Source organism: Arenimonas fontis (assembly GCF_008386465.1).
Taxonomy (GTDB): Bacteria; Pseudomonadota; Gammaproteobacteria; order Xanthomonadales; family Xanthomonadaceae; genus Arenimonas; species Arenimonas fontis.
Map to the genome: position 1 here is coordinate 146,578 of NZ_VUOD01000001.1, position 22,558 is coordinate 169,135.

22 protein-coding genes and 1 other RNA gene are annotated in these 22,558 nt (G+C 68.2%); 7 read left to right on the forward strand and 16 right to left on the reverse strand.

Features of this window, described 5'->3' with window-relative positions:
- The first annotated feature begins 128 nt into the window (after positions 1–128).
- On the forward strand, positions 129–1,802 hold the full coding sequence (gene recN / locus F0415_RS00690; protein WP_149859273.1) for a DNA repair protein RecN: 1,674 nt from the start codon (positions 129–131) through the stop codon (positions 1,800–1,802).
- Between the two features lie 5 nt (positions 1,803–1,807).
- Here the strand turns inward: recN and fur are convergent, their stop codons facing one another.
- Positions 1,808–2,212, reverse strand: a complete 405-nt coding sequence (fur, locus tag F0415_RS00695; protein WP_149859274.1) for a ferric iron uptake transcriptional regulator — start codon at positions 2,210–2,212, stop codon at positions 1,808–1,810.
- A gap of 116 nt (positions 2,213–2,328) precedes the next feature.
- On the opposite strand from fur, the gene F0415_RS00700 reads away from it, so the two are divergent.
- Positions 2,329–2,712, forward strand: a complete 384-nt coding sequence (locus tag F0415_RS00700) for an outer membrane protein assembly factor BamE (protein WP_149859275.1) — start codon at positions 2,329–2,331, stop codon at positions 2,710–2,712.
- Positions 2,713–2,774: 62 nt separating this feature from the next.
- Here the strand turns inward: F0415_RS00700 and F0415_RS00705 are convergent, their stop codons facing one another.
- The gene (locus F0415_RS00705) at positions 2,775–3,059 is read right to left on the reverse strand and encodes an RnfH family protein (protein ID WP_425457796.1); all 285 of its coding nucleotides are present in this window, start codon (positions 3,057–3,059) and stop codon (positions 2,775–2,777) included.
- Complete coding sequence (locus F0415_RS00710; RefSeq protein ID WP_149859276.1) at positions 3,056–3,481, reverse strand: type II toxin-antitoxin system RatA family toxin; 426 nt, start codon at positions 3,479–3,481, stop codon at positions 3,056–3,058. Before F0415_RS00710 ends, F0415_RS00705 begins: the two co-directional genes overlap by 4 nt.
- Positions 3,482–3,547: 66 nt before the next feature.
- Between F0415_RS00710 and smpB the strand changes: the two genes are divergently transcribed.
- Complete coding sequence (gene smpB, locus F0415_RS00715) at positions 3,548–4,060, forward strand: SsrA-binding protein SmpB (RefSeq protein ID WP_149859277.1); 513 nt, start codon at positions 3,548–3,550, stop codon at positions 4,058–4,060.
- A 121-nt stretch (positions 4,061–4,181) separates the two neighbouring features.
- Positions 4,182–4,535, forward strand: a transfer-messenger RNA (tmRNA) gene (ssrA, locus tag F0415_RS00720).
- Between the two features lie 192 nt (positions 4,536–4,727).
- On the opposite strand, the gene F0415_RS00725 is transcribed toward ssrA, so the two are convergent.
- From F0415_RS00725 to F0415_RS00740, 4 genes are all read right to left on the reverse strand, one after another.
- Positions 4,728–6,176 (reverse strand): MATE family efflux transporter, encoded by a 1,449-nt coding sequence (locus tag F0415_RS00725; RefSeq protein WP_149859278.1) that lies wholly within the window; start codon positions 6,174–6,176, stop codon positions 4,728–4,730.
- Positions 6,177–6,251: 75 nt separating this feature from the next.
- The gene (locus F0415_RS00730; RefSeq protein ID WP_210244143.1) at positions 6,252–7,055 is read right to left on the reverse strand and encodes an alpha/beta fold hydrolase; all 804 of its coding nucleotides are present in this window, start codon (positions 7,053–7,055) and stop codon (positions 6,252–6,254) included.
- 85 nt (positions 7,056–7,140) lie between these two features.
- Complete coding sequence (locus tag F0415_RS00735) at positions 7,141–8,058, reverse strand: VOC family protein (RefSeq protein WP_188310246.1); 918 nt, start codon at positions 8,056–8,058, stop codon at positions 7,141–7,143.
- A 2-nt stretch (positions 8,059–8,060) separates the two neighbouring features.
- Positions 8,061–8,414, reverse strand: a complete 354-nt coding sequence (locus F0415_RS00740; protein ID WP_149859280.1) for a DUF1428 domain-containing protein — start codon at positions 8,412–8,414, stop codon at positions 8,061–8,063.
- A gap of 86 nt (positions 8,415–8,500) precedes the next feature.
- Between F0415_RS00740 and F0415_RS00745 the strand changes: the two genes are divergently transcribed.
- The gene (locus F0415_RS00745; protein WP_149859281.1) at positions 8,501–8,998 is read left to right on the forward strand and encodes a MarR family winged helix-turn-helix transcriptional regulator; all 498 of its coding nucleotides are present in this window, start codon (positions 8,501–8,503) and stop codon (positions 8,996–8,998) included.
- Here F0415_RS00745 and F0415_RS00750 read toward each other — a convergent pair.
- The 8 genes from F0415_RS00750 to F0415_RS00785 form a co-directional block, all read right to left on the reverse strand.
- Positions 8,986–10,344 carry an NAD-dependent succinate-semialdehyde dehydrogenase gene (locus F0415_RS00750; RefSeq protein ID WP_149859282.1) on the reverse strand — a complete coding sequence of 453 codons (1,359 nt, stop codon included), beginning with the start codon at positions 10,342–10,344 and terminating at the stop codon, positions 8,986–8,988. The two genes, F0415_RS00745 and F0415_RS00750, sit on opposite strands and share 13 nt — an antisense overlap.
- Positions 10,345–10,347: 3 nt before the next feature.
- The gene (locus F0415_RS00755) at positions 10,348–11,190 is read right to left on the reverse strand and encodes an ABC transporter permease subunit (protein WP_149859283.1); all 843 of its coding nucleotides are present in this window, start codon (positions 11,188–11,190) and stop codon (positions 10,348–10,350) included.
- A complete protein-coding gene (locus F0415_RS00760) occupies positions 11,187–12,101 on the reverse strand; it encodes an ABC transporter permease subunit (protein ID WP_149859284.1) in 915 nt (304 codons plus the stop codon). The genes F0415_RS00755 and F0415_RS00760 overlap by 4 nt, the downstream gene beginning before the upstream one ends.
- Positions 12,098–13,240: an ABC transporter ATP-binding protein gene (locus F0415_RS00765; protein ID WP_149859285.1), complete on the reverse strand. Its 1,143-nt coding sequence runs from the start codon at positions 13,238–13,240 to the stop codon at positions 12,098–12,100. The genes F0415_RS00760 and F0415_RS00765 overlap by 4 nt, the downstream gene beginning before the upstream one ends.
- Positions 13,241–13,295: 55 nt before the next feature.
- Positions 13,296–14,444: an extracellular solute-binding protein gene (locus F0415_RS00770; RefSeq protein ID WP_149859286.1), complete on the reverse strand. Its 1,149-nt coding sequence runs from the start codon at positions 14,442–14,444 to the stop codon at positions 13,296–13,298.
- Between the two features lie 96 nt (positions 14,445–14,540).
- A complete protein-coding gene (locus tag F0415_RS00775; RefSeq protein WP_149859287.1) occupies positions 14,541–15,914 on the reverse strand; it encodes an aspartate aminotransferase family protein in 1,374 nt (457 codons plus the stop codon).
- Between the two features lie 14 nt (positions 15,915–15,928).
- Positions 15,929–17,314: a glutamine synthetase family protein gene (locus F0415_RS00780; RefSeq protein ID WP_149859288.1), complete on the reverse strand. Its 1,386-nt coding sequence runs from the start codon at positions 17,312–17,314 to the stop codon at positions 15,929–15,931.
- Positions 17,315–17,316: 2 nt separating this feature from the next.
- Positions 17,317–18,075 (reverse strand): gamma-glutamyl-gamma-aminobutyrate hydrolase family protein, encoded by a 759-nt coding sequence (locus F0415_RS00785; protein ID WP_149859289.1) that lies wholly within the window; start codon positions 18,073–18,075, stop codon positions 17,317–17,319.
- 233 nt (positions 18,076–18,308) lie between these two features.
- Between F0415_RS00785 and F0415_RS00790 the strand changes: the two genes are divergently transcribed.
- Both F0415_RS00790 and F0415_RS00795 read left to right on the forward strand, forming a co-directional pair.
- Positions 18,309–19,676 (forward strand): glutamine synthetase family protein, encoded by a 1,368-nt coding sequence (locus F0415_RS00790; protein WP_149859290.1) that lies wholly within the window; start codon positions 18,309–18,311, stop codon positions 19,674–19,676.
- A 3-nt stretch (positions 19,677–19,679) separates the two neighbouring features.
- Complete coding sequence (locus F0415_RS00795; RefSeq protein WP_149859291.1) at positions 19,680–20,969, forward strand: NAD(P)/FAD-dependent oxidoreductase; 1,290 nt, start codon at positions 19,680–19,682, stop codon at positions 20,967–20,969.
- Between the two features lie 51 nt (positions 20,970–21,020).
- Here the strand turns inward: F0415_RS00795 and F0415_RS00800 are convergent, their stop codons facing one another.
- Complete coding sequence (locus tag F0415_RS00800) at positions 21,021–22,520, reverse strand: aldehyde dehydrogenase (RefSeq protein WP_149859292.1); 1,500 nt, start codon at positions 22,518–22,520, stop codon at positions 21,021–21,023.
- Between the last annotated feature and the right edge of the window lie 38 nt (positions 22,521–22,558).

Here is a 22,558-nt window from a genome sequence, read left to right on the forward strand (position 1 = left end):
GCCATAGATAAGGCCGGGAGGGCCCCGGTGCAAGCCGGTTTTCCCCTACCCGCAGGCCCGCCGGCGACCGACGGCGCCGCCGACGGGGGCAGCCAAGGCTGGCGCCTTTCAGGCACAATCGCCCGCCCATGCTCGTCCATCTTTCCCTGCGCGATTTCGCCGTCGTCAGCCGGGCCGAACTGGCCTTCGGGCCGGGCATGACCGTGGTCTCGGGCGAAACCGGCGCCGGCAAGTCGCTGCTGGTGGATGCCCTGATGTGGCTGACCGGCGCCCGCGCCGATGCAGGCATCGTCCGCCACGGCGCCGAACGTGCCGAGCTGACCGCCGAATTCCGCCTGGACGACGCCCCCGAGGCCCTGTCCTGGCTGCGCGAGAACGAACTGGACGACGGCGAAGGCTGCCAACTGCGCCGGGTGATCCGTGCCGACGGCGGTTCGCGCGCCTGGATCAATGGCCGGCCGGCCACCCTGGGCCAGTTGGCGGAGCTTGGCGGCCGCCTGGTCGAGATCCACGGGCAGCACGAGCACCAGGCCCTGCTCGACCGCGGCCAGCAACTGGCCCTGCTGGACGCCTTCGGCCGGCACGAGGCACTGCTGGCAACCGTACAGGAGGCCGCCCGGCGCTGGAGCGCGCTGGAACGCGAACGTCAGCAACTGGACCAGGCCGGCGACGTCGCCGATCGGCTGGCCTGGCTGGAGCACCAGTTGGCCGAACTGGACGCCGAACGGCTCGAAGCCGAGGCCCTGGAGGAACTGGGCGCCGCCCACCGCCGCCAGGCCAATGCCGCCGGCCTGCTGGAAGGCTGCGGCCATGCCCTGGCCAGGCTGGCCGGGGACGAGGGGCCTTCGGTGGCCCGGCTGCTGCACCAGGTCGCCGCCGACCTGGGCCGGCTGGCCGGCGACGAGCCGCGCCTGGCCGAGGTGCTGGCGCTGGTGGAATCGGCAGGCATCCAGGTGGCCGAGGCCGCGAGCGGCCTGGAACGCGTGCGCGACGGACTGGACCTGGACCCCGAGCGGCTGCGCGCACTCGAGGACCGCCTGGCCCGCCTGCACGACCTGGCCCGCAAGCACCGGGTACCCCTGGCTGGCCTGGCGGCCCGCCGCGAGGCGCTGCGGGCCGAACACCAGGGCCTGGCCGGTGCCGGCGAACGCGCGGAACACCTGGCCCGGGAGGCGACCGCGGCCATGGCCGACTGGCGCCGGGCCGCCGCTGAACTCGGCAAGGCCCGACACAAGGCGGCCGAGGCCCTGGGCGCGGCAGTGGCCTCGCTCATGGCCGAACTCGGCATGGCCGGCGGCCGTTTCGAGGTCGCCCTGGAGCCGCTCGAGGACGGCCGGCCCTCACCCCAGGGCGGCGAGCGCTGCGAGTTCCTGGTCTCGGCCAACCCGGGTCAGCCGCCACGTCCCATGCGCAAGGTCGCTTCCGGCGGCGAACTGGCCCGGATCAGCCTGGCCATCGAGGTCGCCGCCCTCGGCCTGGACTCGGTGCCGACCATGGTCTTCGACGAGGTGGACACCGGCATCGGCGGCGCCGTCGCCGAGGTGGTGGGCCAGAAGTTGCGGACACTGGGTGCCGAACGCCAGGTGCTGTGCGTGACCCACCTGCCCCAGGTCGCTGCCCAGGGCCATCACCACTTCCAGGTCAGCAAGTCGGTGGCCGGCGACAGCACCCACAGCCAGGTCGCGGCCCTGGACGAGGCCGGCCGGATCGAGGAACTGGCGCGCATGCTCGGCGGCGTGGAGATCACCCGTGAGGTGCGGGCCAATGCGAAACAACTGCTGAGCCGGGCCCGGCGCGGCTGAACGCCCTACTTGCGCCTCTTGCGTACGTACAGGACCAGGGAATGGTCCTCGATCTCGTAGCCGTGGCGGGCGGCGATTTCCTGCTGCAGCCGTTCGATCTCGGGACTGGTGAACTCGACCACCTTGCCGGTGTCCACGTCCACCATGTGGTCATGGTGCTGGCCGCGGTCGAGCTCGTAGACGGCCTGGCCGCTCTCGAAATGGTGCTTGAGCACCAGACCGGCAGCCTCGAACTGGGTGAGCACCCGGTAGACGGTGGCCAGGCCGATGTCATCGCCGGCCTCCATCAGCAGGCGGTAGATGTCCTCGGCGGTGAGGTGCTTGGGGCTGGCGGTTTCCAGCAGCTCGAGGATCCGCATCCGGGGGTGGGTGACCTTGAGGCCGGCCTTGCGCAGGTCCTGGGATTCCATGTCGCCTCCTGAATGCGCTCCCTGATTCACGTCCCCTCGCCGCCGCCGGCGACGGCGGCCCGTAGTGTATCATCGGGCCGATCGCACCCCGCCCGTTACGACCCGGACCTTTGCCGATGCGTCTTGCCCTGCCCGTGATCCTCACCGCCGCGCTGGTTTCCGGCTGCGGCCTGGTCTACCGCCAGCCCGTGTTCCAGGGCAACCTGCTGGAAACGCGCAACGTCGAGCAATTGCAGGTCGGACTGAGCAAGGTGCAGGTGTTCAGCCTGCTGGGATCGCCGCCGCTGGCCGACCCCTTCCACCAATCGCGCTGGGACTACATCGCCACCGCCCGCCGCGGCCACGGCGACACCGAAATCAAGAACCTCACCCTCTGGTTCGAGGGCGACAGCTTGGTGCGCTGGGAGGGCGAGTACTTTCCGGAGGCCGACAAGGAACTGGCCGCCGAGATGCGTCGCTTCGGCAACCTGCCGCGCGACAAGGGCAAGCAGCGGCGCTGAACGGCGACCGCCGCCGAACCGGCACGGGAAGGCGCGCCGCCGCGGCAACGCACCTCGCCGGCTCAGGCCTGGCCGGCCCGGCGCCGCCGGGCAAGCTTCGGATCGGCCAGCAGCGGCCGCAGGATCTCGACCCGGTCGCCCGGGTGCAACACCGTGTCCGGCGCGGCCGGACGGCCGAATACAGCCAGCCGCGCGGGGTCCGGGACCAGACCGGGAATGTGCCGGCCCGGGTCGGCGGCGGCCAGGGCGTCGGCCACGGTGGCGCCAGTCGGCAAGGCCAACGGGAACCGCCAGCAGCGCGAAGGCAGCGCGTACACCACTTCCACGCGCATCAGGCCCTCGCTCATGCGCGGTCGGCCTCGCGGCGGAAGTCGTCCACCATCCGGTCGGCCAGGCCCTGAAAGCCCAGGGCCAGGGCCGAGCCGAGCATCTTGCCGGCCACCTCGAAGTCCAGCTGCAGGCTGACCTTGCAGGCGTCCTCGGCCAGGCTGTGGAAACTCCAGGCGCCGGTGAACCGCCGGAACGGGCCCTCGACCAGCTCCATGCCGATCCGGATCGGCGCCTCGAGGGTGTTGCGGGTGGTGAAGCTGGTGCGCAGGCCACCCATGCGCAGGTCCAGCCGCGCCAGCATGTGCGCCTCGCCCTGCTCGAGCACCTGCGAGCCTTCGCACCAGCCGAACCGGACCGGGTAGGACGCCACGTCGTTGACCAGGTCGTACATGCGCCGGGCCGAATGCCGGACCAGCGCGTGGCGGTGAATGCTCGTCATGGGGCCGAATCCAACCCTCGCCCGGCCGGCCCGCGATGGGCGACAATGCCCGCCAAGGAAAGGGACATGTCCAAGAAGAAAAACAGCGCCAAGGATACCGCAGCCGGCCAGGGCCAGGCCCGCAAGACCATCGCCCTGAACCGGCAAGCGCGGCATGAGTACCATCTCGAGTCGCGCCACGAGGCCGGCATCGCCCTGCAGGGCTGGGAGCTCAAGGCCATCCGGGCAGGCCGCATGAACCTGAGCGATGCCTACGCCCTGGTCAAGGACGGCGAAATCTTCCTGCTGGGCGCGCAGATCACCCCGCTGATCCAGGCCTCCACCCACGTGATCGCCGACGATCGCCGCACCCGCAAGCTGCTGCTGCACCGGCACGAGATAGACAAGCTGATGGGAAAGGTGCAGCGCGACGGCTACACCCTGATCCCCACCGCCGCCTACTGGAGCGGCAACAAGGTGAAGCTGGAGTTGGCCCTGGCCAAGGGCAAGCAGGCGCACGACAAGCGCCAGGCCGCCAGGGACCGCGACTGGGAGCGCGACAGGCAGCGGGTCATGCGCCGGCACAACAGGGACGCCTGAGCCGGGCAAGGGACTCAAGGCCGCCACGCCTCCCTGAACGGCGCCGGCGGCCGCGCTTGAGCCCGCCCCGCCCCGCCCCCATAATCGCTGCGTCGGTCCAACCGAACGATCTTCACGAACCGGGGGTGTCCTGGCTTCGACGGGGGTTGCGAAGTCGGCCGGTGCATGCCGAGGGGGCAGCTTTCCTCGTTAATCCAGCGGCAAACTCATAGTTGCCAACGACGACAACTACGCTCTGGCCGCCTAAGGCCTAGCCCCGAACCCACTTGTGCCCGTGCTCGTGGATGTAGGGTCATCATCACGGGATGGCCGGCGGCGGCGACCCGTCAACCGCCGGCGAGATGAAGCGGGTGTGTCTGCCGGTGCGCTTCGCGCGATGTGTTGCCGGCACGACGAGACAGAACATCGCGCTAAGCATGTAGTACCGGAGACGGAGTGCTCTCGGACGCGGGTTCGACTCCCGCCACCTCCACCAACCGCAAGCCCCGGCCCGTCATGGCCGGGGCTTTTTCGTTACGTCGGGGTCGCCAGCGGATCGTCTGCCCCAAGGATAGTGGCCGATCGGACCGCGCAAGGGCGGTCCGGCTACACGAGTCGGCCGGTACCCGGATGCGGCGGCGAGAGTGCCGCCGCCCCATGGGCGGCCGCGCCAGCCTCGCCCGCGGGCTCACACCCGCACCTTCTTCCAGCCGCCGCGGCTGAACAGCCACAGGGTGAACAGGCCGACGGCGGTCTCGGACACGAACACGCCCCAGAACACGCCGCTGTGCGCCCAGCCCAGCGGCAGGGCCAGGAACCAGCACAGCGGGATCTGGATCAGCCAGAAGAAGACCAGGTTGATCCAGGTAGGCGTCATGGTGTCGCCGGCGCCGTTGAAAGCCTGCACCGAAACCATCCACCAGCCGTAGACGAACAGCGAGTAGGACAGGATGCGCAACCACTCGCCGCCGATGCCGATCACCTGCGCCTCGTCGGTGAACAGCCCGATGATCGGGTCGTGCCAGAGGAAGAAACCCAAGGCGATGAGCAGCAGATAGGCCATGTTCATCCAGCCGATCCGCCAGACCGAGGCCTCGGCGCGACCGGGTTCGTCGGCACCGAGGTTCTGGCCCACCAGGGTGGCGGCGGCATTGGACATGCCCCAGGTCGGCATCATGGTGAACATCATCACCCGGATGGCGATGGTGGCGCCGGCCACCGCCTCGGTGGAGACGCTGGCCAGGATCCGCATCAGGAACACCCAGGCCATCATGGCCACGATCATCTGGCCGATGCCGCCCAGCGAGGTGCGGGCGATATTCAGCAGGGTGGCGCCGTGAAGGCGCAGGCTGGAACGCAGCACCCGCAGGTGCTCGCTGCCGCGCACCAGAATCCACAGTTGCATCAGCACGCCGGCGCCGCGGCCGAGATTGGTGGCGATGGCCGCGCCCTCGATGCCCATGGCCGGAATCGGGCCGAGGCCGAAGATCAGGATGGGGTCGAGGATGATGTTCAGGGCGTTGGCCAGCCACAGCACCCGCATCGCCACGGCGGCGTCGCCGGCGCCACGGAAAACGGCATTGATCACGAACAGCAGCATGATCACGGCATTGCCGCCGAGCATCCACTGCATGTAGCGGTAGCCCTGCTCGATAACCCAGGCATCGCCGCCCATCAACCGCAGCAGGTCCTTGGCCCAGACGATACCCACCAGCGTCACCGGCAGCGAGATCAGCACCGCCAGCACGATGGCCTGCACAGCCGACAGCGCCGCCTCTTGGCCATGCTTTTCACCGACACGGCGGGCGACGATGGCGGTGACCGCCATGGACAGGCCCATGGCCACCGAATACAGCAGGAAAAGGTAGGTCTCGGTCAGGCCGACCGTGGCCACGGCCGAAGCGCCGAGTTTGGCCACGAAGAAGATGTCCACCACCGCAAAGGTGGACTCCAGCACCAGCTCCAGCACCATGGGCACGGCCAGCAGGAAAACGGCCCGACGCAGCGGGATCCTGGTGTAGTCGGCGGCCGTGCCGCGCAAGGCCTGGCGCAGGTCGCTCCAGATCGTATGCCGGGTGGTTTCCGCGGCGAGCTCGGTCGGTTCCACCGGCTTGGCGGCTTCTTCGGTAACGGACATTTGCGCTTCCTTCCGGTCAGGCCAGCGCTACTTCCGGCTGGCCATCCATGTTGGAGGGCGGCTGGACCACCGCCATCAATGCTTCTCCCCGGCTTCGTCGAGGAACTGCAGGACCAGGGGCAGGGTCCGCTGCGGGTAACACGAGCCCGGCAGCGTGGTCAGCTGCTCGCCCAGGTATTCGCCGTGGCCGCCCGGCAGGATCATCAGCCGGCCGCGGGGAAACAGCCGCGCCAGCTCGGCCGCGTGTTCCGGCGTGACGATGTCGCGATCACCGGCCAGCACCAGCACCGGGGCCTGCACCGCCCGCACCTGCTCGTCGGGCACGTCGCGGAAATGCCGCATGCGCTCCGCATCGCGGTCGTGCATGCGCCGCAACGCCTCCGGGTCCGGATTGTGCGCCAAGAAGGCCTGCTTCAGGGGGTCGGGCATGTTATCGAGGCTGGCACCATCCATGAACGCCCAGAATGCCGCCGGGGCGCCGTCGCGCCGGGTCATGGACGAGGCGAAGACCAGCCGCCGCACCCGCCGCGGATGCCGGATGGCGACCTGCAGGGCGATGCTGGCGCCATTGCTGAAGCCCATCAGGTCGGCCCGCTCCACCTGCAGGTGCTCCAGCAGCGCCGCCACATCATCCGCCGAAGCCTCGAAACTGGACGGCCCGTCCCGGAAGGAACTGCGCCCATGCCCTTCCTCGTCCAGGGCGATCACCCGGCGCGTACGCGCCAGCAGCGGCAGCGCCCGTCCCCAGGTGGTCTCGATGGTCGAGCCGCCGCCGTTGAGCAGAACCAGCGGCATGCCCTCCCGCGGGCCATGGTCCTCGTAGTACAGGTTGACGCCGTTGATCGCCGCATGACCGGCGTGGACGCGTGTCTCCGCCATTCCTTCCGCTCCAATGCATCGCTCGCCGTCATCGGCCCGGGCGCAGGCGGCCCAGGCCAGCATCGCCAGCAGGCATACGCCCAGTTCAGGCCGCGCCATCGAAGGCCCGTTGCAGCGCCGCCAGGTCGAACTTCCTCATCTCCAGGAACGCACGGGTGATGCGATCGACGCGTTCGCGCTCGCCGCTGCGCATCATCCGGTCGAGCACGGCCGGCACGACCTGCCAGGAGATCCCGAAGCGGTCCTTGCACCAGCCGCACTGCTCGGCTTCGGGTACGGCCGAAAGCCGGGACCAGTAGCGATCGATTTCCGCCTGATTTTCGCAGCGGACCATGAAGGAAACCGCTTCGTTGAAGCCGAAGCGATGCTCGCGGCCGCTGTCCATGGCCGCGAACCAGGTATCGCCGAGACGGAAATCGCTGAACATCACCGTGCCCTCGCGCTCAGGCGCCATGCCGGCCGGCCAACGCAGCAACTGGCCTTCGCGCGAGCCATCGAACACCGACCGGTAGAAGGCTCCCGCCTCCTCGGCCCTGCCGCAGACCTCGCCGGTGAACAGTAGCGCCGGCGTCATGAACGGCCTCGGCTCACCCTCCGGGTCGGAAAGGATCAGCTGCCAGGACAGGCCATGGCGGTCCTGTACCCAGCCATAGCGCTTGCTGAACGGATAGGCGTCCAAGGGCATCAGCACCTCGCCGCCCTCGCTCAACGCCGCCCAGGCGGCGTCCAGCGAGGCCCGCGCCTGCGGGTCGCGGCCGGGATCGTAGTTGACGATGAAGGAGATCGCCGGACTGAAGCGGAACAGCGGGCCGGCGGAGATGGCCATGAACGGCTGCCCGCCGAGGCGGAAGCTCACCACCTCGCAATCGCCCGAGGGCGTGTCGCGGACCTGGCCGATGTGGTCCAGCCCCGATCCGGGAAAGACGGAGCAATAGAACTCCGCCGCTTCCCTCGCCTGGCGGTCGAACCACAGGTGCGGGACGATGGTCTTGATCCGGCTCATGTTCACAGCCCGACGAAGGGAACGAATCCGCCCCAGATCATGCGCTTCGGATCGAAGGGCATGTCGTTCTCCCATTCCTTGAAGCGCGGGTCGTTCATCACCTTCCGGTTGGCCTCGTCGCGCTTCTCACGCGAGGGGTAGACCACCCAGGAGAACACCACCAGCTCGTCCTCCTGCAGCTGCACCGCCCGCGGAAACGAGGTCAGCTCGCCGTAGGGCACGTCGTCGGGCAGGCACTCGACGTAGCCGATGGCGCCGTACTCGCGCCAGACCTGCTCGGCCAGGCGCGCCATCCTCTTGTAATCCTCCACCCTGTCCTTCTTCACCGGCATCAGGAAACCGTCGACGTAGGCCATGCCGCATCCCTCCCGTTGTCTTTGCTGTGGACCCTGCCGGTCGGACCGGCTGGACTTTTTAAGTTGATATCAACATAATAAGCCCCATGTCAACACCCGCCTTCCCGCGCGACAAGACGCTCGAGGTCGCCCAGGCCTGCGTCTGTCTGCACGTGCAACGGGCGGCACGGGCCTTGGCCCGGCATTTCGACGAGGTGTTCCGGCCACTGGGCCTGACCAACGGCCAGTTCTCCCTGCTGATGTCGCTGAACAGGCCCGAGCCGCCCACCATCGGCCAGTTGGCCCCGTTCCTGGCCATGGATCGCACCACCCTGACGGCCCTGGTCAAGCCGCTGGAGCGTCGCGGCCTGATCGAAGTCCTGGCCGATGCCGGCGACCGCCGCAAACGCCGCCTGCGCCTGAGCGGCGAGGGCCATGCCCTGCTCAGCCGCGCCTACCCGCTCTGGTGCGAGGCCCACGCCGCCCTGGACAGGGCCCTCGGCGACCCCGCCACCCTGCGCTCGCTGCTCATGCGCATCGCGCCCATGCCCCTCGCCGACCGACCGCCGCCGGCCGGGCCGGCAGCAAAGGATCAGGCCACGTAGAGCGTCTTGATGTTGGTGAACTCGTGGATACCGTGGCCGGCGAGTTCGCGGCCGAAGCCCGAGTTCCGGGTGCCGCCGAACGGCAGGCGGACGTCGCTGCGCACCTGCGCGTTGACGAAACAGGCGCCGGCCGCGAAGCGCCGGGCAAACGCCTCGCCACGGGCCGGGTCGGCGGTCCAGACGCTGGCGCCGAGGCCGAAGCTGGTGGCGTTGGCGACCTCCATGGCCTCGTCTTCGTCGCGCACCCGGATCAGGCTTGCCACCGGGCCGAATAGTTCTTCTTCCCAGGCCGGCATGCCCGGAGCCACACCCGCCAACACCGTCGCCGGGTAGACGGTGTCCTTTTCGCCGGGCTTGCCGCCCAGCAGCAGGCGAGCGCCCCTAGCCAGGCTTTCGCTCACCTGCCGATGCAGGCCATCGCGCAGGTCGGCCCGAGCCATCGGCGCCAGATTGCTGCCGCGGGCTTCCGGGTCGCCCGGCAGCAGTTTGCCGGCCTCGGCCAGGAACCGCTCGGTGAAGCGCTCGACGATGCCCGCCACCAGGATGAAGCGCTTGGCGGCGATGCAGGTCTGGCCGGCGTTGCCGTAACGCGAAGCCACCGCCGCCTTCACCGTCTCGTCCAGGTCGGCGTCCTCGAGCACGACGAAAGGATCCGAGCCGCCCAGCTCGAGCACGCATTTTTTCAGATGCCGGCCCGCGGTCGCCGCCACCGAACGTCCCGCCCGCTCGCTGCCGGTCAGGGTGACCGCCTTGATCCGCGGGTCGCCGATCACCGCCGCGGCTTGTTCGTTGTCCATGTGCAACACGCCGAAAACGCCATCCGGCAGGTCGGCTTCGCGCAGTACCGCGGCGATGGCGTCAGCGCAGCGCGGCACGTTGGTGGCGTGTTTCAGGACGGCGACGTTGCCAGCCATCAAGGTCGGGGCCAGGAAGCGGAACACCTGCCAGATCGGGAAGTTCCAGGGCATGATCGCCAACACGCAGCCGATCGGCTCGTAGGCGACGTAGCTGCGCCGTGCCTCGGTGGCGATGTCCTCTTCCCGCAGGTAGCGGGCGGCATTGTCCGCGTAGTAGTCGCAGGCCGCGGCGCACTTCTCCACCTCGGCCAGCGCTTCCTTGTGCAGTTTGCCCATCTCGGCCGTGACCACGTGCGCCAGCTCGGACTTGCGCTGGCGCAGCCCGGCCGCAACCTTGCGAAGACATGCGCCCCTGGCCTCCAGGCTCAGGCCCGACCAGACGGGAAAGGCGCGCTCGGCAGCCGCCAGCCTTTCCTCGATCGCTGCCGGGGACATCATCGAGTAGCGATACACCTCTCCGGTCCAGGGGTTCCGGTTTTCGACGGTCATGCCTCAACCCTCCTGCAGCGCCAGCTGCATGTCGCGCTGGCGGCGTTTCTCCTCCCGGCTCATCAGCCACCAGCCGATCAGGGCCGCCAGCATCACCACCAGGATCATCAGGGTCGCCAGGGCGTTGATCTTGGGGCTGACACCCAGGCGCACCGAACTGAACACCTTCATCGGCAATGTGGTCGAGGCGGGACCGGAAGCAAAACTGGCGATCACCAGGTCGTCAAGGCTGAGGGTGAAGGCCAGCAGCCATCCCGCCACCAGGGCCGGAGCGATGATCGGCAAGGTGATGACGAAGAACACCTTGAGCCGGTTCGCGCCAAGATCCATGGCCGCTTCCTCCAGCGAGCGGTCCAGCTCGCCGAGGCGGGAGCTGATCACCACCGTCACGTAGGCCATGGTGAAGGTGACGTGGGCGATCCAGATGGTCAGCATCCCGCGCTGCTCGCCGATGCCGATCACCGGCCCCATGGACACGAACAGCAGCAGGATGGACAAGCCGGTGATCACCTCCGGCATCACCAGCGGCGCGGTGATCAGGCCGCCGAACAGGGTCTTGCCAGGGAAGTTCCGCATCCTGGTCATGGCCATGGCCGCCAGCGTGGCCAACACCACCGCGGCGCAGGCGGTCCAGAACGCCACCTGGACACTGACCCACGCCGCCGAGACCAACTGCTTGTCCTGGAACAACTCGTAGTACCACTTCACGGAAAAGCCCGACCAGACCGTGACCAGGCGCGACTCGTTGAACGAGTAGATCATCAGGCTGAGGATGGGGGCGTACAGGAAAACGAAGCCCGCGGCCAGCAGCAGTTTGGTCAGGCGTGATGTGCGCGCGCCGCTCATGTCAGCCTCGACTCCAGTTCCTTGCTCTGGTAGCGGTGGAAGATCATGATCGGCACCAGCAGCAGCACCAGCATCACCGTCGCCACCGCCGACGCCACCGGCCAGTCGCGGTTGTTGAAGAACTCCTGCCACAGCACCCGGCCGATCATCAGCGTGTCCGGTCCGCCGAGCAGTTCGGGGATGACGAACTCGCCCACCACCGGGATCAGCACCAGCATCGAACCGGCGATGATGCCGGCCTTGGAAAGCGGCAGGGTGATGGTCAGGAAGGCCTTCCACGGCGGTGCGCCCAGGTCGCTGGCCGCCTCGATCAGCCGATGATCGTGCTTGACCAGGTTGGCATACAGGGGCAACACCATGAACGGCAGGTAGGCATAGACGATGCCGATGTAGACTGCCACCGGGGTATGCAGGATCGGCAGTGGCTGCTCGATCAGGCCCAAGCCCATCAGCGCGTTGTTGATCAAACCATTGTTCTTGAGGATGCCGATCCAGGCGTAGATGCGGATCAGGAACGAGGTCCAGGACGGCAGGATCACCAGCATCAGGGCGACGTTGCGGCTGGCCGGATCCATCCTGGCGATGCCGTAGGCCAGCGGGTAGCCAACCAGCAGGCACAACACCGTCGAGATCACCGCTATCTTGAGCGAGCTCAGATAGGCGTTCAGGTACAGGCTGTCGCGCACCAGGTACAGGTAGTTGCCCAGGTTCAGGCGCAGCTCCAGCAGGTCGCCCTCCCAGGCCAGCAGCGGCGTGTACGGCGGCTGGGCGATGGCGGCGCTGGCGAAGCTGATCTTCAGGGCGATCAGGAACGGAATGGCGAAGAACAACAGCATCCACAGGTAGGGCACCGCGATCACCAGCCAGCGCGGTCCAGGCAGACGCTTGCGGATCGAGCGAAGCAGCCTCATGAGGTCAGCACCACGCCTGCCTCGTCGTCCCAGCTCAGCCAGACCTGGTCGTTCCAGGTGAACTGCTCGCTGGCCCAGCGCCGGCTGTTGATCATGTTAGCCATCAGGCGAATGCCGCTCGGCAGGCGGACATGGAAGACCGAATGACTGCCGAAATAGGCGATCTCCTCGATCGAACCGCGGGCCTTGTTGTGCGGTTGCGCAGGTTCCTCCTTCGAGACGTGGATCTTTTCCGGACGCAGCGCCAGCGCCACTTCCTGGCCCTCGAAGCCGGTGACGCCGTGGCCGATGTAGGCCAGGTGCTCCAGCGCCGGCACCCGAATGGTGATGAAGTCCTTCTCGTCGTCCTCGATCCGGCCTTCCAGCAGGTTCACCGAGCCGATGAACTCGGCGGTGAAACGGCAGTTGGGTTGCTCGTAAATCTCGTCCGGCGTGCCGACCTGGCGGATCCAGCCGGCATCCATGATGGCGATCCGGTGCGCCATGGTCATGGCCTCTTCCTGGTCGTGGGTGACCATCACGCAGGTCACGCCCAGGCGCTCGATGATGTTGACCAACTCGAGCTGCATCTGCGAGCGCAGCTTCTTGTCCAGGGCACCCATGGGTTCGTCAAGCAACAACAGCTTCGGCCCCTTGGCCAAGGAGCGGGCAAGGGCCACGCGCTGCTGCTGACCGCCGCTGAGCTGATGCGGCTTGCGCCGGGCGTACTTGCCCATCTGCACCAGGGCGAGCATCTCCTCGACTTTCCTGGCCACGTCGGCCTTGGCCATGCCGTCCTGCTTCAGACCGAAGGCGATGTTCTGCTCCACGGTCATGTGCGGGAACAGGGCATAGGACTGGAACATCATGTTGATCGGCCGCTGGTAGGGCGGCAGACCATCCATTTCCTGGCCATCCAGGACGATCCGCCCCCGGGTCGGCTTCTCGAAACCGGCCAGACAGCGCAACAGGGTGGACTTGCCGCAGCCGGAGGCGCCCAGCAATGCGAATATCTCGCCCTGCCGAATCTTCAGGCTGACGTCGTCCACGGCCACGAAGCCGTCGAATTCCTTGCGTACCGCCTCGATGCGCAGGTAATCCTCCGCTCCGAGCCGTTCGTTCTTCGATGCGCCGGCGGCGCCGTTACCGTTCGATGCCATCTGCTGTCCTGGACGAGGCGGGGCGGGCCGCAGCCCGCCCGGCGCCATGGGTCGGTCACTTTCCGGTCTTGATCGCCGTCCAGTGCCGGTTGAACAGCCGATCGACCTCGGGCGGCAGCACCGCCAGGGTGAACAGCTTGGCCTGCGTCTCCGGATCCGGATAGATGCCCGGGTCGTTCAGCACCTCCTCGTCCACCAGCGGCAGCGCCGCGCTGTTGGCGCTGGCGTACATCACGTAGTTCTGGATCCCCGCCATCACGTCCGGGCGCATCAGGTAGTCGAGGAACAGATAGGCGTTGTCGACGTTCCTGGCGTCCTTGGGGATCGCCAGCATGTCGAACCACATCGGCGCGCCCTCCTTGGGGATGGAGTAGGCCACCTCGACCGCCGGCTTGTCCGGGTTGGCCTCAGCCGCCTCGGCGGCGCGGGACTGCGCCTGGATGATGTCGCCGGACCAGCCCACCGCCACGCAGATGTCGCCGTTGGCCAGGTCGTTGATGAACTGTGAACTGTGGAAATAGGTGATGTGCGGGCGCAGCTCCATGAGCCTGTCGGCGGCCTTCTGTATCACCGCCTCGTCGAAGCTGTTGGGCTCCTCGCCCAGGTACTGCAGCACCGGCGGGATGATCTCCGACGGCGTGTCGAGGAAGGCAACGCCGCAGGCCTTGAGCTTGGCCAGATTGGCCGGCTCGAACACCAGCGCCCAGCTGTCAACCGGGGCGTCCTCTCCCAGGATCTCGCGCACCTTCTGCACGTTGTAGCCGATGCCGGTGGTGCCCCAGAGGTAGGGAATGGAATGGGCGTTGCCGGGGTCGTTGCGGGCCAGCTGGGCAAGCATGGCCGGGTCGAGATTGCCGTAGTTGCTCAGGCGTGACTTGTCCAGCTCCATGAAGACCCCGGCCTGCACCTGGCGGGCCAGGAAGGTCAGCGACGGCACGACTATGTCGTAGCCGGTGTTGCCGGCCATCAGCTTCGCCTCCAGCACTTCGTTGGAGTCGAACACGTCGTAGGTGACCTTGATGCCGGTTTCCTTCTCGAAATTGGCGATGGTGTCCTCGCCGATGTAGTCGGACCAGTTGTAGACGTTGAGCACCCTGGACGGTGCGGCCTGGGCACCGGCATCGGCGGCCTGGTCGGCGGGTTCTTCCCGGGCGCATCCGGCGGCGGCCAGGGCAAGCAGCAAAGCGGACATCCTGAGTTTCATCGGTGTTCCCCCCAAGCGATTGACGTTGAGACGGCTTGCTTCCCGAACTGCATAGTACATACAGGCGCCCACCCCGGCAGCCGGGGCCGGAGCCGGTCAACCCACGGCCATGCCCAGCTCCCTCGCCGTCATGTCCAGGGACTTCCAGGCCTTTTCGGCCAGCTCGTCCACCTGCTCCCGTTCGAGCACCAGCGGCGGCGAAAGCAGCATGGTGTCGTTGGTGGCACGCAGGATCAGGCCGTTGCGCAGGGCGATGTCCCGGCACAGCTGGCCCACCCTGCCCCGGTCCGGGAAAAACTCCCTTTTCGGCTTGGCCGGCACCAGCTCCAGGGCACCGACCATGCCGGCGATGCGGGCCTCGCCAACAAGCGGGTGTTCGCCCAGGGCGCGCCAGCGTTCGGCCAGGTAGGGGGCGATCTCCTCGCCGGCGCGGTCGACGATCCGCTCCTGCTCCAGGATACGGATGTTCTCCAGCGCCACCGCCGCGCAGACCGGATGCCCCGAATAGGTATAGCCGTGGGCCAACTCGCCGCCCTTGGTGGCCAGCACCTCGGCGACCCGGTCGTTGAACATCACCGCGCCCAGCGGGATGTAGCCGGAGGTGATGCCCTTGGCCAGGGTCATCACGTCGGGCTGGAAACCGTAGTACTCACTGGCGAACCAGCGGCCGGTGCGGCCGAAGCCGCAGATCACTTCGTCGGCGACCAGCAGGACGTCGTAACGCCGGCAGATCCGCTCGACCTCCTGCCAGTAGTTGCGCGGCGGAATGTACACGCCGATCGCGCCCATGATCGGTTCACCGATGAAGGCGGCCACCCTGTCGGGACCCAGCTCGAGAATCTTGTCCTCCAGGCGCTTGGCGCAGACCCGGCCGTACTCCTCCTCGGACAGGTCGCCGCCGTCGCCGAACCAGTACGGCGGGTCGATGTGCACGATGCCCGGTATGGGCAGCCCGCCCTGCTTGTGCATGCCCTTCATGCCGCCCAGGCTGGCGCCGGCGACGGTGGAACCGTGATAGCCGTTGTGCCGGCCGATGAAGATGCTCTTTTCCGGTTTGTCCTGCACCGCCCAGAAGTGCCGGACCAGACGCAGGATCGTGTCGTTGGCCTCGGAGCCGGAGTTGGTGAAGAAGGCGTGGTCGAGGTCTCCCGGACACAGTTCCGCCAACTTGGTCGCCAGGTGTACCGTCGGCTCAGTGGTGCAGTGGAAAAAGGTGTTGTAGTAGGCAAGCCGGTCCATCTGCCGCCTTGCCGCCTCGCCCAGCTCCCGGCGGCCGTAGCCGATGTTCACGCACCACAGGCCGGCAAAGGCATCCAGCAGCTTGTTGCCTTCGGCGTCCCAGACGTAACAGCCCTCGCCGCGCACCAGGATGCGGGTGCCGCGCCTGGCCAGGGCTGCATTGTCGTTGAACGGATGCAGGTGGTGGGCGGCATCCAGCTGCTGCAGGGTACGGGTGTCTATCGAATCCATGGCCTCTCCGGTTCTCAGACGTTGAGCAGCAGGAACTCGCGCTCCCAGCTGCTGATCACGCGCAGGTAAGTCTCGTGCTCCTTGGTCTTGACCGCCGTGTAGGCGCGCACGAAGCGCTCGCCGAGCAGGTCGCGCAGGGGCTTGCAGGCGCGCAGCTCCTCCAGGGCCTGTTCGAGCGAGCGCGGCAGGCCATAGCCCTTGTCGTGGGCGCTGCCGACCAGGGGCTCGGTCGGCTCGATACGCTCCCTGATGCCCAGGTAGCCGCAGGCAAGGGTTGCCGCCAGGGCCAGGTAGGGGTTGACGTCCGAGCCGGCGAATCGGCTTTCCACCCGGGTGTTCTCGGCGTCGTCCAGCGGCACCCGCAAGCCACAGGTACGATTGTCGAACCCCCAGTGCACGTTCTTCGGCGAGACCTCCCCGAAGGCCAGGCGCCGGTAGGAGTTCACGTTCGGCCCGAAAAAGGCCATGGCCGCCGGCACGTATTTCTGCAGGCCGCCGATGTAGTGCAGGAAGATTTCGCTGTAGCGGCGGTTCTTGCCGCCGGCGAAGACGTTGCGGCCGCTGCCGGCGTCCACCAGGCTCTGGTGGATGTGCATCGAGCTGCCCGGCTCGTTCTCCATCGGTTTGGCCAGAAAGGTGGCGTAGATGCCGTGCCGCATCGCCGCCTCGCGCATGGTCCGCTTGAACAGGAACACCTGGTCGGCGCGCGACAGCGGGTCGGCATGGATGAAATTGACCTCCAGCTGGGCGGCACCGGACTCGTGAACCAGGGTGTCCACGTCCAGCTCCATGGCCTCGCAGTAGTCGTACATCAGGTCCAGGATCGGGTCGAATTCGTTGACCGCGTCTATGGAATAGGACTGACGGGCGGTTTCCGGCCTGCCGTTGCGCCCGGCTGGCGGCTGCAGGGGAAAATCCGGGTCGGTGTTGCGCTGGACGAGGAAGAACTCCAGCTCGGGCGCCATCACCGGCCGCAGGCCGAGGTCCTCGTACAGGCGCAGCACCCGGCGCAACACATTGCGCGGGGCCAGCTCGTGCGGCCGGCCATCCTTGGTGTAGCAGTCGTGGATGATCTGGGCGGTGGGGTCGGTGGCCCAGGGCACCATCCGCACCGTCTCCGGATCCGGGCGCAGGGCCATGTCGGAATCGGAGGGGCTGACCAGGTCGTCGTATTCGTCCGGATAGTCGCCGGTGACGGTGGTGGCGAAGATGCCTTCCGGAAGGCGGGTGCCGAAGTCGTGGCTGAACTTGGCGGCCGGGATGATCTTGCCGCGGGCGTTGCCGGTGAAGTCCGGCACCAGGCACTCGACCTCGGTGATGCGGCGCTCCTTCAACCATCGGAGCAGTGTGCTTTCCTTCTGTTCGGCGCTTGCCGGCGCCGCTCGTTTCCTGCTGGCCATGACTAGGGGTTCCGTTGCTGGGCGCGTTCGCGACAGGCGACCGCGAAGGCCTGGAAGATGCCGAAGTAGAAGGGATTCTCGGTGACCCGCCACTCCGGATGCCATTGCACCGCCAGCAGGAATGGCCCGGGATCCTCGAGCCGCACCGCCTCGATCAGCCCGTCGGGCGCCGTGGCCTCCACCACCAGGCCCTTGCCCAGGTCGCGGATGCCCTGCCCATGCAGGGAGTTGACCATCACCTCGCGCTGCCCGGCGATGCGCGCCAGCAGCCCGCCCTCGGCCAGCCGCACCGGATGCGAGGGCGCGTACTGCACGCCCAGCGGCTCGCGCTTGTCCTCGCGGTGCTCGTCAAAGCCGGAGATCTCGTGGAGCTTCTGGTGCAGGCTGCCGCCCAGGGCCACGTTCACCTCCTGCAGGCCGCGGCACAGGGCCAGCACCGGCACCTGCTTGCGGATGGCCAGCTTCACCAGGGACAGGGCGTTGGCGTCGCGGGCGGGGTCGTGCTCGTTGCCTTCCCAGCTCGGCTCGTCGCTGTAGTGGTGCGGCTCGATATTGCTGTAGGCGCCGGTCAGCAGCAGGCCGTCCAGCTCATCCAGCAACTGTTCCAGGTCCAGGGGCGGATTCAGCGAGGGCAACAACACCGGCAGGCAGCCGGCGCCGTCCACGACGGCGCGTACATACTTCTCGCCCACCGCCTGGAAGGGGTGGGGTCCGATCTGCTTTCGGTCCGAAGGCAGGCCGACTACCGGGGTCCGACGCATAAAGGCCTCGCGGGGAGTCGCCCGACCTTACTCCCGGCGTTTGATTTTATCAACGCACGTTTGACGTCCCTGAACACCCCGCCGCCCCTCCCTGCCCCTTCGGGCCTGAAAAATGGCCGATTTCGCCAGTTCCGGGCCGCCTGCCCTGCCCCCGCGCCCGACCCGATGATGAGTATTTTTTACAGCCGCAAGGCCAGTGCTAGACTCCGGCCAGCCCCGAGGGACCCGCCACCATGACCCAGCTCGCCCTGCCCGCCGAAGACGCGGCCCTGCTCGACCGCCTGCAGCCCCTGGAGCACGTCGACCTGCTGCTGCCCGACATGAACGGCCTGCTGCGCGGCAAGCGCGTCACCGGCGACACGCTGGCCAAGGTCTACCGTGACGGCGTCTGCCTGCCGATGTCGCTGATCGCCACCGACATCACCGGCAATACGGTCGAGGAAACCGGCCTGGGCTACGACATCGGCGACGAGGACCGGATCTGCCGGCCGGTGCCCGGCAGCCTGCGTCCCGTCCCCTGGCAGGAACGGCCCATGGCCCAGCTGCTGCTGCAGATGGAAGACGGCAAGGGCGGCCTGTTCGCCGCCAACCCGCGCGAAGTGCTCAAGCGCGTGCTGGCCCGCTTCGCCGAACGCGGCCTGACCCCGGTGGTGGCGGTCGAGCTGGAGTTCTACCTGCTGGACGCCCGGCTCGGTCCCGACGGCCGGCCGCAGACCTCGATCAACCCGCGCACCGGCCAGCGCAACCGCACCACGCAGGTCTACTACATGGAGGACCTGAACGACTATCAGGCCTTCACCGATGCCGTTTCCGAGGCCTGCCGGCTGCAGGACATTCCGGCCGACACCGCCGTGGCCGAATACGCGCCCGGCCAGTTCGAGATCAACCTGCGCCACCGCAAGGACGCCCTGCGCGCCTGCGACGACGCCATCATGCTCAAGCGGGTCATCAAGGCCGTGGCCGAGCGCCAGGGCATGCTGGCCAGCTTCATGGCCAAGCCCTTCGTGGACCAGGCCGGCAGCGGCGCCCACATCCATGTCAGCCTGCTGGACGAGGCCGGCAACAATGTCTTCGCCTGCAGCCCGGACGCGCCGGCCGAGACCCTGCGCCGCGCCATCGCCGGCCTGCAGCGCTCCAGCAAGGACTGCATGCTGATGTTCGCCCCGCACGCGAACAGCTACCGGCGCTTCGTGCTCAACGCCTTCGTGCCGCTGAACGATGCCTGGGGCTTCAACAACCGCACCGTGGCCGTGCGCATCCCGCATTCGGACCCGGCCAACCTGCGCATCGAGCACCGCATCGCCGGCGCCGATGCCAACCCCTACCTGGTCACGGCGGCGGTGCTGGCCGGCATCCTGGACGGCCTGGAGCACCCGGGCGATCCGGGCGCGCCGACGGTCGGCAACGCCTACGAGCAGAGCGAACACCGCGAGCTGTACTGGCGCGACACCATCCGCGACTTCATGGCCAGCGACTTCGTCGCCCGCCACTTCGGCAGCGAGTTCCGCCACATCTACGGCCAGCAGAAGCTGAAGGAAATGCGCAGCTTCAACACCGAGGTCACCACCCTCGAGATCGACTGGTACCTGCGGCAGGTCTGAGGCATGGCGCTGCGCAGGCCGGACGAACACGTCGATTCCTGGTATGCCCGCAGCGCCGTCCCGGCGCCGGAGCGGCCGCGGCTGGAAGGCCGGGTCACGGCCGACGTCGCCATCCTTGGCGGTGGCCTGACCGGCCTGAGCGCCGCCCTGGAGCTGGCCGAGGCCGGCCTCAGGGTGGTGCTGCTGGAAGCGCGGCGGATCGGCTGGGGCGCCAGCGGCCGCAACGGCGGCCAGGTGATCTTCGGCTACAGCTGCGACCAGGCGAAGATCGAGGCCCTGGTGGGGCGCGAGGACGCCAGGCGCATGTTCGACTGGTCCATCGAGGCCGTCGACCTGGTGCGCCAGCGCATCGCCCGCCATGGCATCGCCGCCGACTGGCGTGACGGCCACGCCCACGTCGCCATCAAGCCGCGGCACATCACCGAGCTCAAGGCCTGGCAGCGCGACCTGGAGGAGAACTACGGCTACCCGCTGCAGTGGTGGGACCGCGAGCAGCTGCGCGAGGTGCTGGACAGCCCGCGCTACCTGGGCGGCCTCTACGACCCGCGCTCGGGCCACCTGCATCCGCTCAACTACACCCTCGGCATTGCCGCCGCCGCCGAGCGTGCCGGCGCCCTGCTCTTCGAGCGGACCGAGGTGACGAAGCTGGAACGCGGGGCCAAGCCGGTGCTGCGCACCGCCCACGGCGAGGTGCAGGCCGATTTCGTGGTGCTGGCCGGCAATGCCATCGTCCATGGCATCGCGCCGGAGCTGGACGACAAGATCATGCCGGTGGGCACCTATGTCGGGGCGACGCCGCCGCTGGGCGAGGAACTGGCGCGCCAGCTCATCCGCAACGACATGGCGGTGGCCGACATCAACTGGGCGCTGGACTATTTCCGCTTCAGCGCCGACCACCGGCTGCTGTTCGGCGGCCGCGCCAGCTATTCCACGCTGCCGCCGCCGAACCTGCCGGGGGTGATGATGCGGCGGATGGCGCGGGTGTTCCCGCAGCTCAAGGGGGTGCGTTTCGAGCACATCTGGGGTGGCCTGATCGACATCAGCCGGAACCGGGCGCCGCATTGGGGGCGGCTCGGGAACAACATCTATTTCGCCCAGGGGTTCAGCGGGCACGGCGTCGCCACCACCGGCCTGGCGGGGCGGGTCATCGCCGAGGCCATCCGCGGGCAGGCCGGCCGCCTGGACGCCTTCGCGCGCATCCGCCACCACGACTTCCCCGGCGGCCGCACCTTCCGCACGCCCCTGCTCGTCGCTGCCATGGCCTGGTACAAGCTGCGCGACGCGCTCTGGTGAGTGCCTGCGCTGCAGGCACTCCGCCTCCACCGAGGCTGTCGCCCGCAGCGATCAGCCCAGGTTGATCCAGGTGGCCTTGATTTCGGTGTATTTGTCGAAGGCGTGCAGCGACTTGTCGCGGCCGTTGCCGCTTTGCTTGTAGCCGCCGAAGGGCGCGGTCATGTCGCCGCCGTCCCAGTAGTTGACCCAGACGCTGCCGGCCCGCAGCTTCCTCGCCACCCGGTGCGCCCGGGAAATGTCCCGCGTGAACAGGCCGGCGGCCAGGCCGTAGTCGGTGTCGTTGGCGATGCGCAGCGCCTCCTCCTCGGTATCGAAGGCGATCACGCTCAGCACCGGTCCGAAGATCTCCTCGCGGGCGATCGTGCTGCCGTGCGCCACCTCGTCGAAGATGGTCGGCGCCACGTAGCAGCCGCCGGCCACCGTCTGCAGCCGCTCGCCGCCGATGACCAGGCGCGCGCCCTCGGCCCGGCCCTTGCCGATGTAGTCGAGCACGCGCGCGGTCTGCGCCTCGTCGACCAGGGCGCCCATCGGCGCCTCCGGGTCGAGCGGATGCCGCGGCTGCATGCGCTCGCCGAACCTGGCCACCAGCGCCACGAACTCGTCCTTGATCGAACGCTCGACCAGCAGGCGCGAGGCGGCCGTACAGACCTCGCCCTGGTTGTAGAAGATGCCGCTGGCCGCCGCCTGGGCGGCGCGCTCCAGGTCGGGCGCGTCGGCGAAGACGATGTTCGGGCTCTTGCCGCCGCACTCCAGGTAGGTGCGCTTCATGTTGGAGCGGCCGGCGCAGGCCAGCAGGTGCTTGCCGACCGCGGTGGAACCGGTGAAGACCAGGCCATCGACGTCCATGTGCAGGGCCAGCGGCTCGCCGGCCGTCTTGCCAAAGCCCGGCAGCACGTTCAGCACGCCTTCGGGAATGCCAGCCTCGATGGCCAGCGCGGCCAGGCGCAGCGCCGTCAGCGGCGACTTCTCCGAAGGCTTCAGCACCACCGAATTGCCCATGGCCAGGGCCGGGGCGAGTTTCCACACCGCCATCAGCAGCGGAAAGTTCCAGGGCACGATGGCGGCAACCACGCCCAGAGGCTCGCGCGTCACCAGGCCCAGTTCGTCCTGGCCGGTCGGCGCGACCTCGCCGTAAACCTTGTCGATCGCCTCCCCGGTCCAGGCCAGGCAGCGCACGCTGGCGGCCATGTCCACCTCGAGCGCATCGCCGATCGGCTTGCCCATGTCCAGGGTTTCGAGCAGGGCCAGTTCCTCGGCGTGGTCCTGCACCAGCCGGGCCAGTTTCACCAGTACCCGCTTGCGGTGTGCCGGCCGGGTGCCCGACCAGCGGCCGTCCTCGAACGCGCGCCGGGCAGCCGCGACGGCGCGGTCCACGTCCTCGGTGCCGCACTCGGCCACCCGGGTCAGCAGGCGGCCGTCAATCGGGCTGCGGCATTCGAAACTGGCGCCGGAAGCGGCGTCCACGTAGCGGCCGTCGATGAAGGCCTGGTGCGGGAACTGCAGCCGGCTGGCGAGCTGCTCCCAGTCCTGGCGGGTCCTGGTCATGGTCATGGCGCGATACTCGTTCGGGGCGGCCGATGGCCGCCGTT

Excerpts from the sequence above, each read along its gene's own strand:
- recN (WP_149859273.1), top strand. The coding sequence starts at position 129 with ATGCTCGTCCATCTTTCCCTGCGCGATTTCGCCGTCGTCAGCCGGGCC.
- fur (WP_149859274.1), bottom strand. The coding sequence starts at position 2,212 with ATGGAATCCCAGGACCTGCGCAAGGCCGGCCTCAAGGTCACCCACCCC.
- F0415_RS00700 (WP_149859275.1), top strand. The coding sequence starts at position 2,329 with ATGCGTCTTGCCCTGCCCGTGATCCTCACCGCCGCGCTGGTTTCCGGC.
- F0415_RS00705 (WP_425457796.1), bottom strand. The coding sequence starts at position 3,059 with ATGAGCGAGGGCCTGATGCGCGTGGAAGTGGTGTACGCGCTGCCTTCG.
- F0415_RS00710 (WP_149859276.1), bottom strand. The coding sequence starts at position 3,481 with ATGACGAGCATTCACCGCCACGCGCTGGTCCGGCATTCGGCCCGGCGC.
- smpB (WP_149859277.1), top strand. The coding sequence starts at position 3,548 with ATGTCCAAGAAGAAAAACAGCGCCAAGGATACCGCAGCCGGCCAGGGC.
- F0415_RS00725 (WP_149859278.1), bottom strand. The coding sequence starts at position 6,176 with ATGTCCGTTACCGAAGAAGCCGCCAAGCCGGTGGAACCGACCGAGCTC.
- F0415_RS00730 (WP_210244143.1), bottom strand. The coding sequence starts at position 7,055 with ATGGCGGAGACACGCGTCCACGCCGGTCATGCGGCGATCAACGGCGTC.
- F0415_RS00735 (WP_188310246.1), bottom strand. The coding sequence starts at position 8,058 with ATGAGCCGGATCAAGACCATCGTCCCGCACCTGTGGTTCGACCGCCAG.
- F0415_RS00740 (WP_149859280.1), bottom strand. The coding sequence starts at position 8,414 with ATGGCCTACGTCGACGGTTTCCTGATGCCGGTGAAGAAGGACAGGGTG.
- F0415_RS00745 (WP_149859281.1), top strand. The coding sequence starts at position 8,501 with ATGTCAACACCCGCCTTCCCGCGCGACAAGACGCTCGAGGTCGCCCAG.
- F0415_RS00750 (WP_149859282.1), bottom strand. The coding sequence starts at position 10,344 with ATGACCGTCGAAAACCGGAACCCCTGGACCGGAGAGGTGTATCGCTAC.
- F0415_RS00755 (WP_149859283.1), bottom strand. The coding sequence starts at position 11,190 with ATGAGCGGCGCGCGCACATCACGCCTGACCAAACTGCTGCTGGCCGCG.
- F0415_RS00760 (WP_149859284.1), bottom strand. The coding sequence starts at position 12,101 with ATGAGGCTGCTTCGCTCGATCCGCAAGCGTCTGCCTGGACCGCGCTGG.
- F0415_RS00765 (WP_149859285.1), bottom strand. The coding sequence starts at position 13,240 with ATGGCATCGAACGGTAACGGCGCCGCCGGCGCATCGAAGAACGAACGG.
- F0415_RS00770 (WP_149859286.1), bottom strand. The coding sequence starts at position 14,444 with ATGAAACTCAGGATGTCCGCTTTGCTGCTTGCCCTGGCCGCCGCCGGA.
- F0415_RS00775 (WP_149859287.1), bottom strand. The coding sequence starts at position 15,914 with ATGGATTCGATAGACACCCGTACCCTGCAGCAGCTGGATGCCGCCCAC.
- F0415_RS00780 (WP_149859288.1), bottom strand. The coding sequence starts at position 17,314 with ATGGCCAGCAGGAAACGAGCGGCGCCGGCAAGCGCCGAACAGAAGGAA.
- F0415_RS00785 (WP_149859289.1), bottom strand. The coding sequence starts at position 18,075 with ATGCGTCGGACCCCGGTAGTCGGCCTGCCTTCGGACCGAAAGCAGATC.
- F0415_RS00790 (WP_149859290.1), top strand. The coding sequence starts at position 18,309 with ATGACCCAGCTCGCCCTGCCCGCCGAAGACGCGGCCCTGCTCGACCGC.
- F0415_RS00795 (WP_149859291.1), top strand. The coding sequence starts at position 19,680 with ATGGCGCTGCGCAGGCCGGACGAACACGTCGATTCCTGGTATGCCCGC.
- F0415_RS00800 (WP_149859292.1), bottom strand. The coding sequence starts at position 22,520 with ATGACCATGACCAGGACCCGCCAGGACTGGGAGCAGCTCGCCAGCCGG.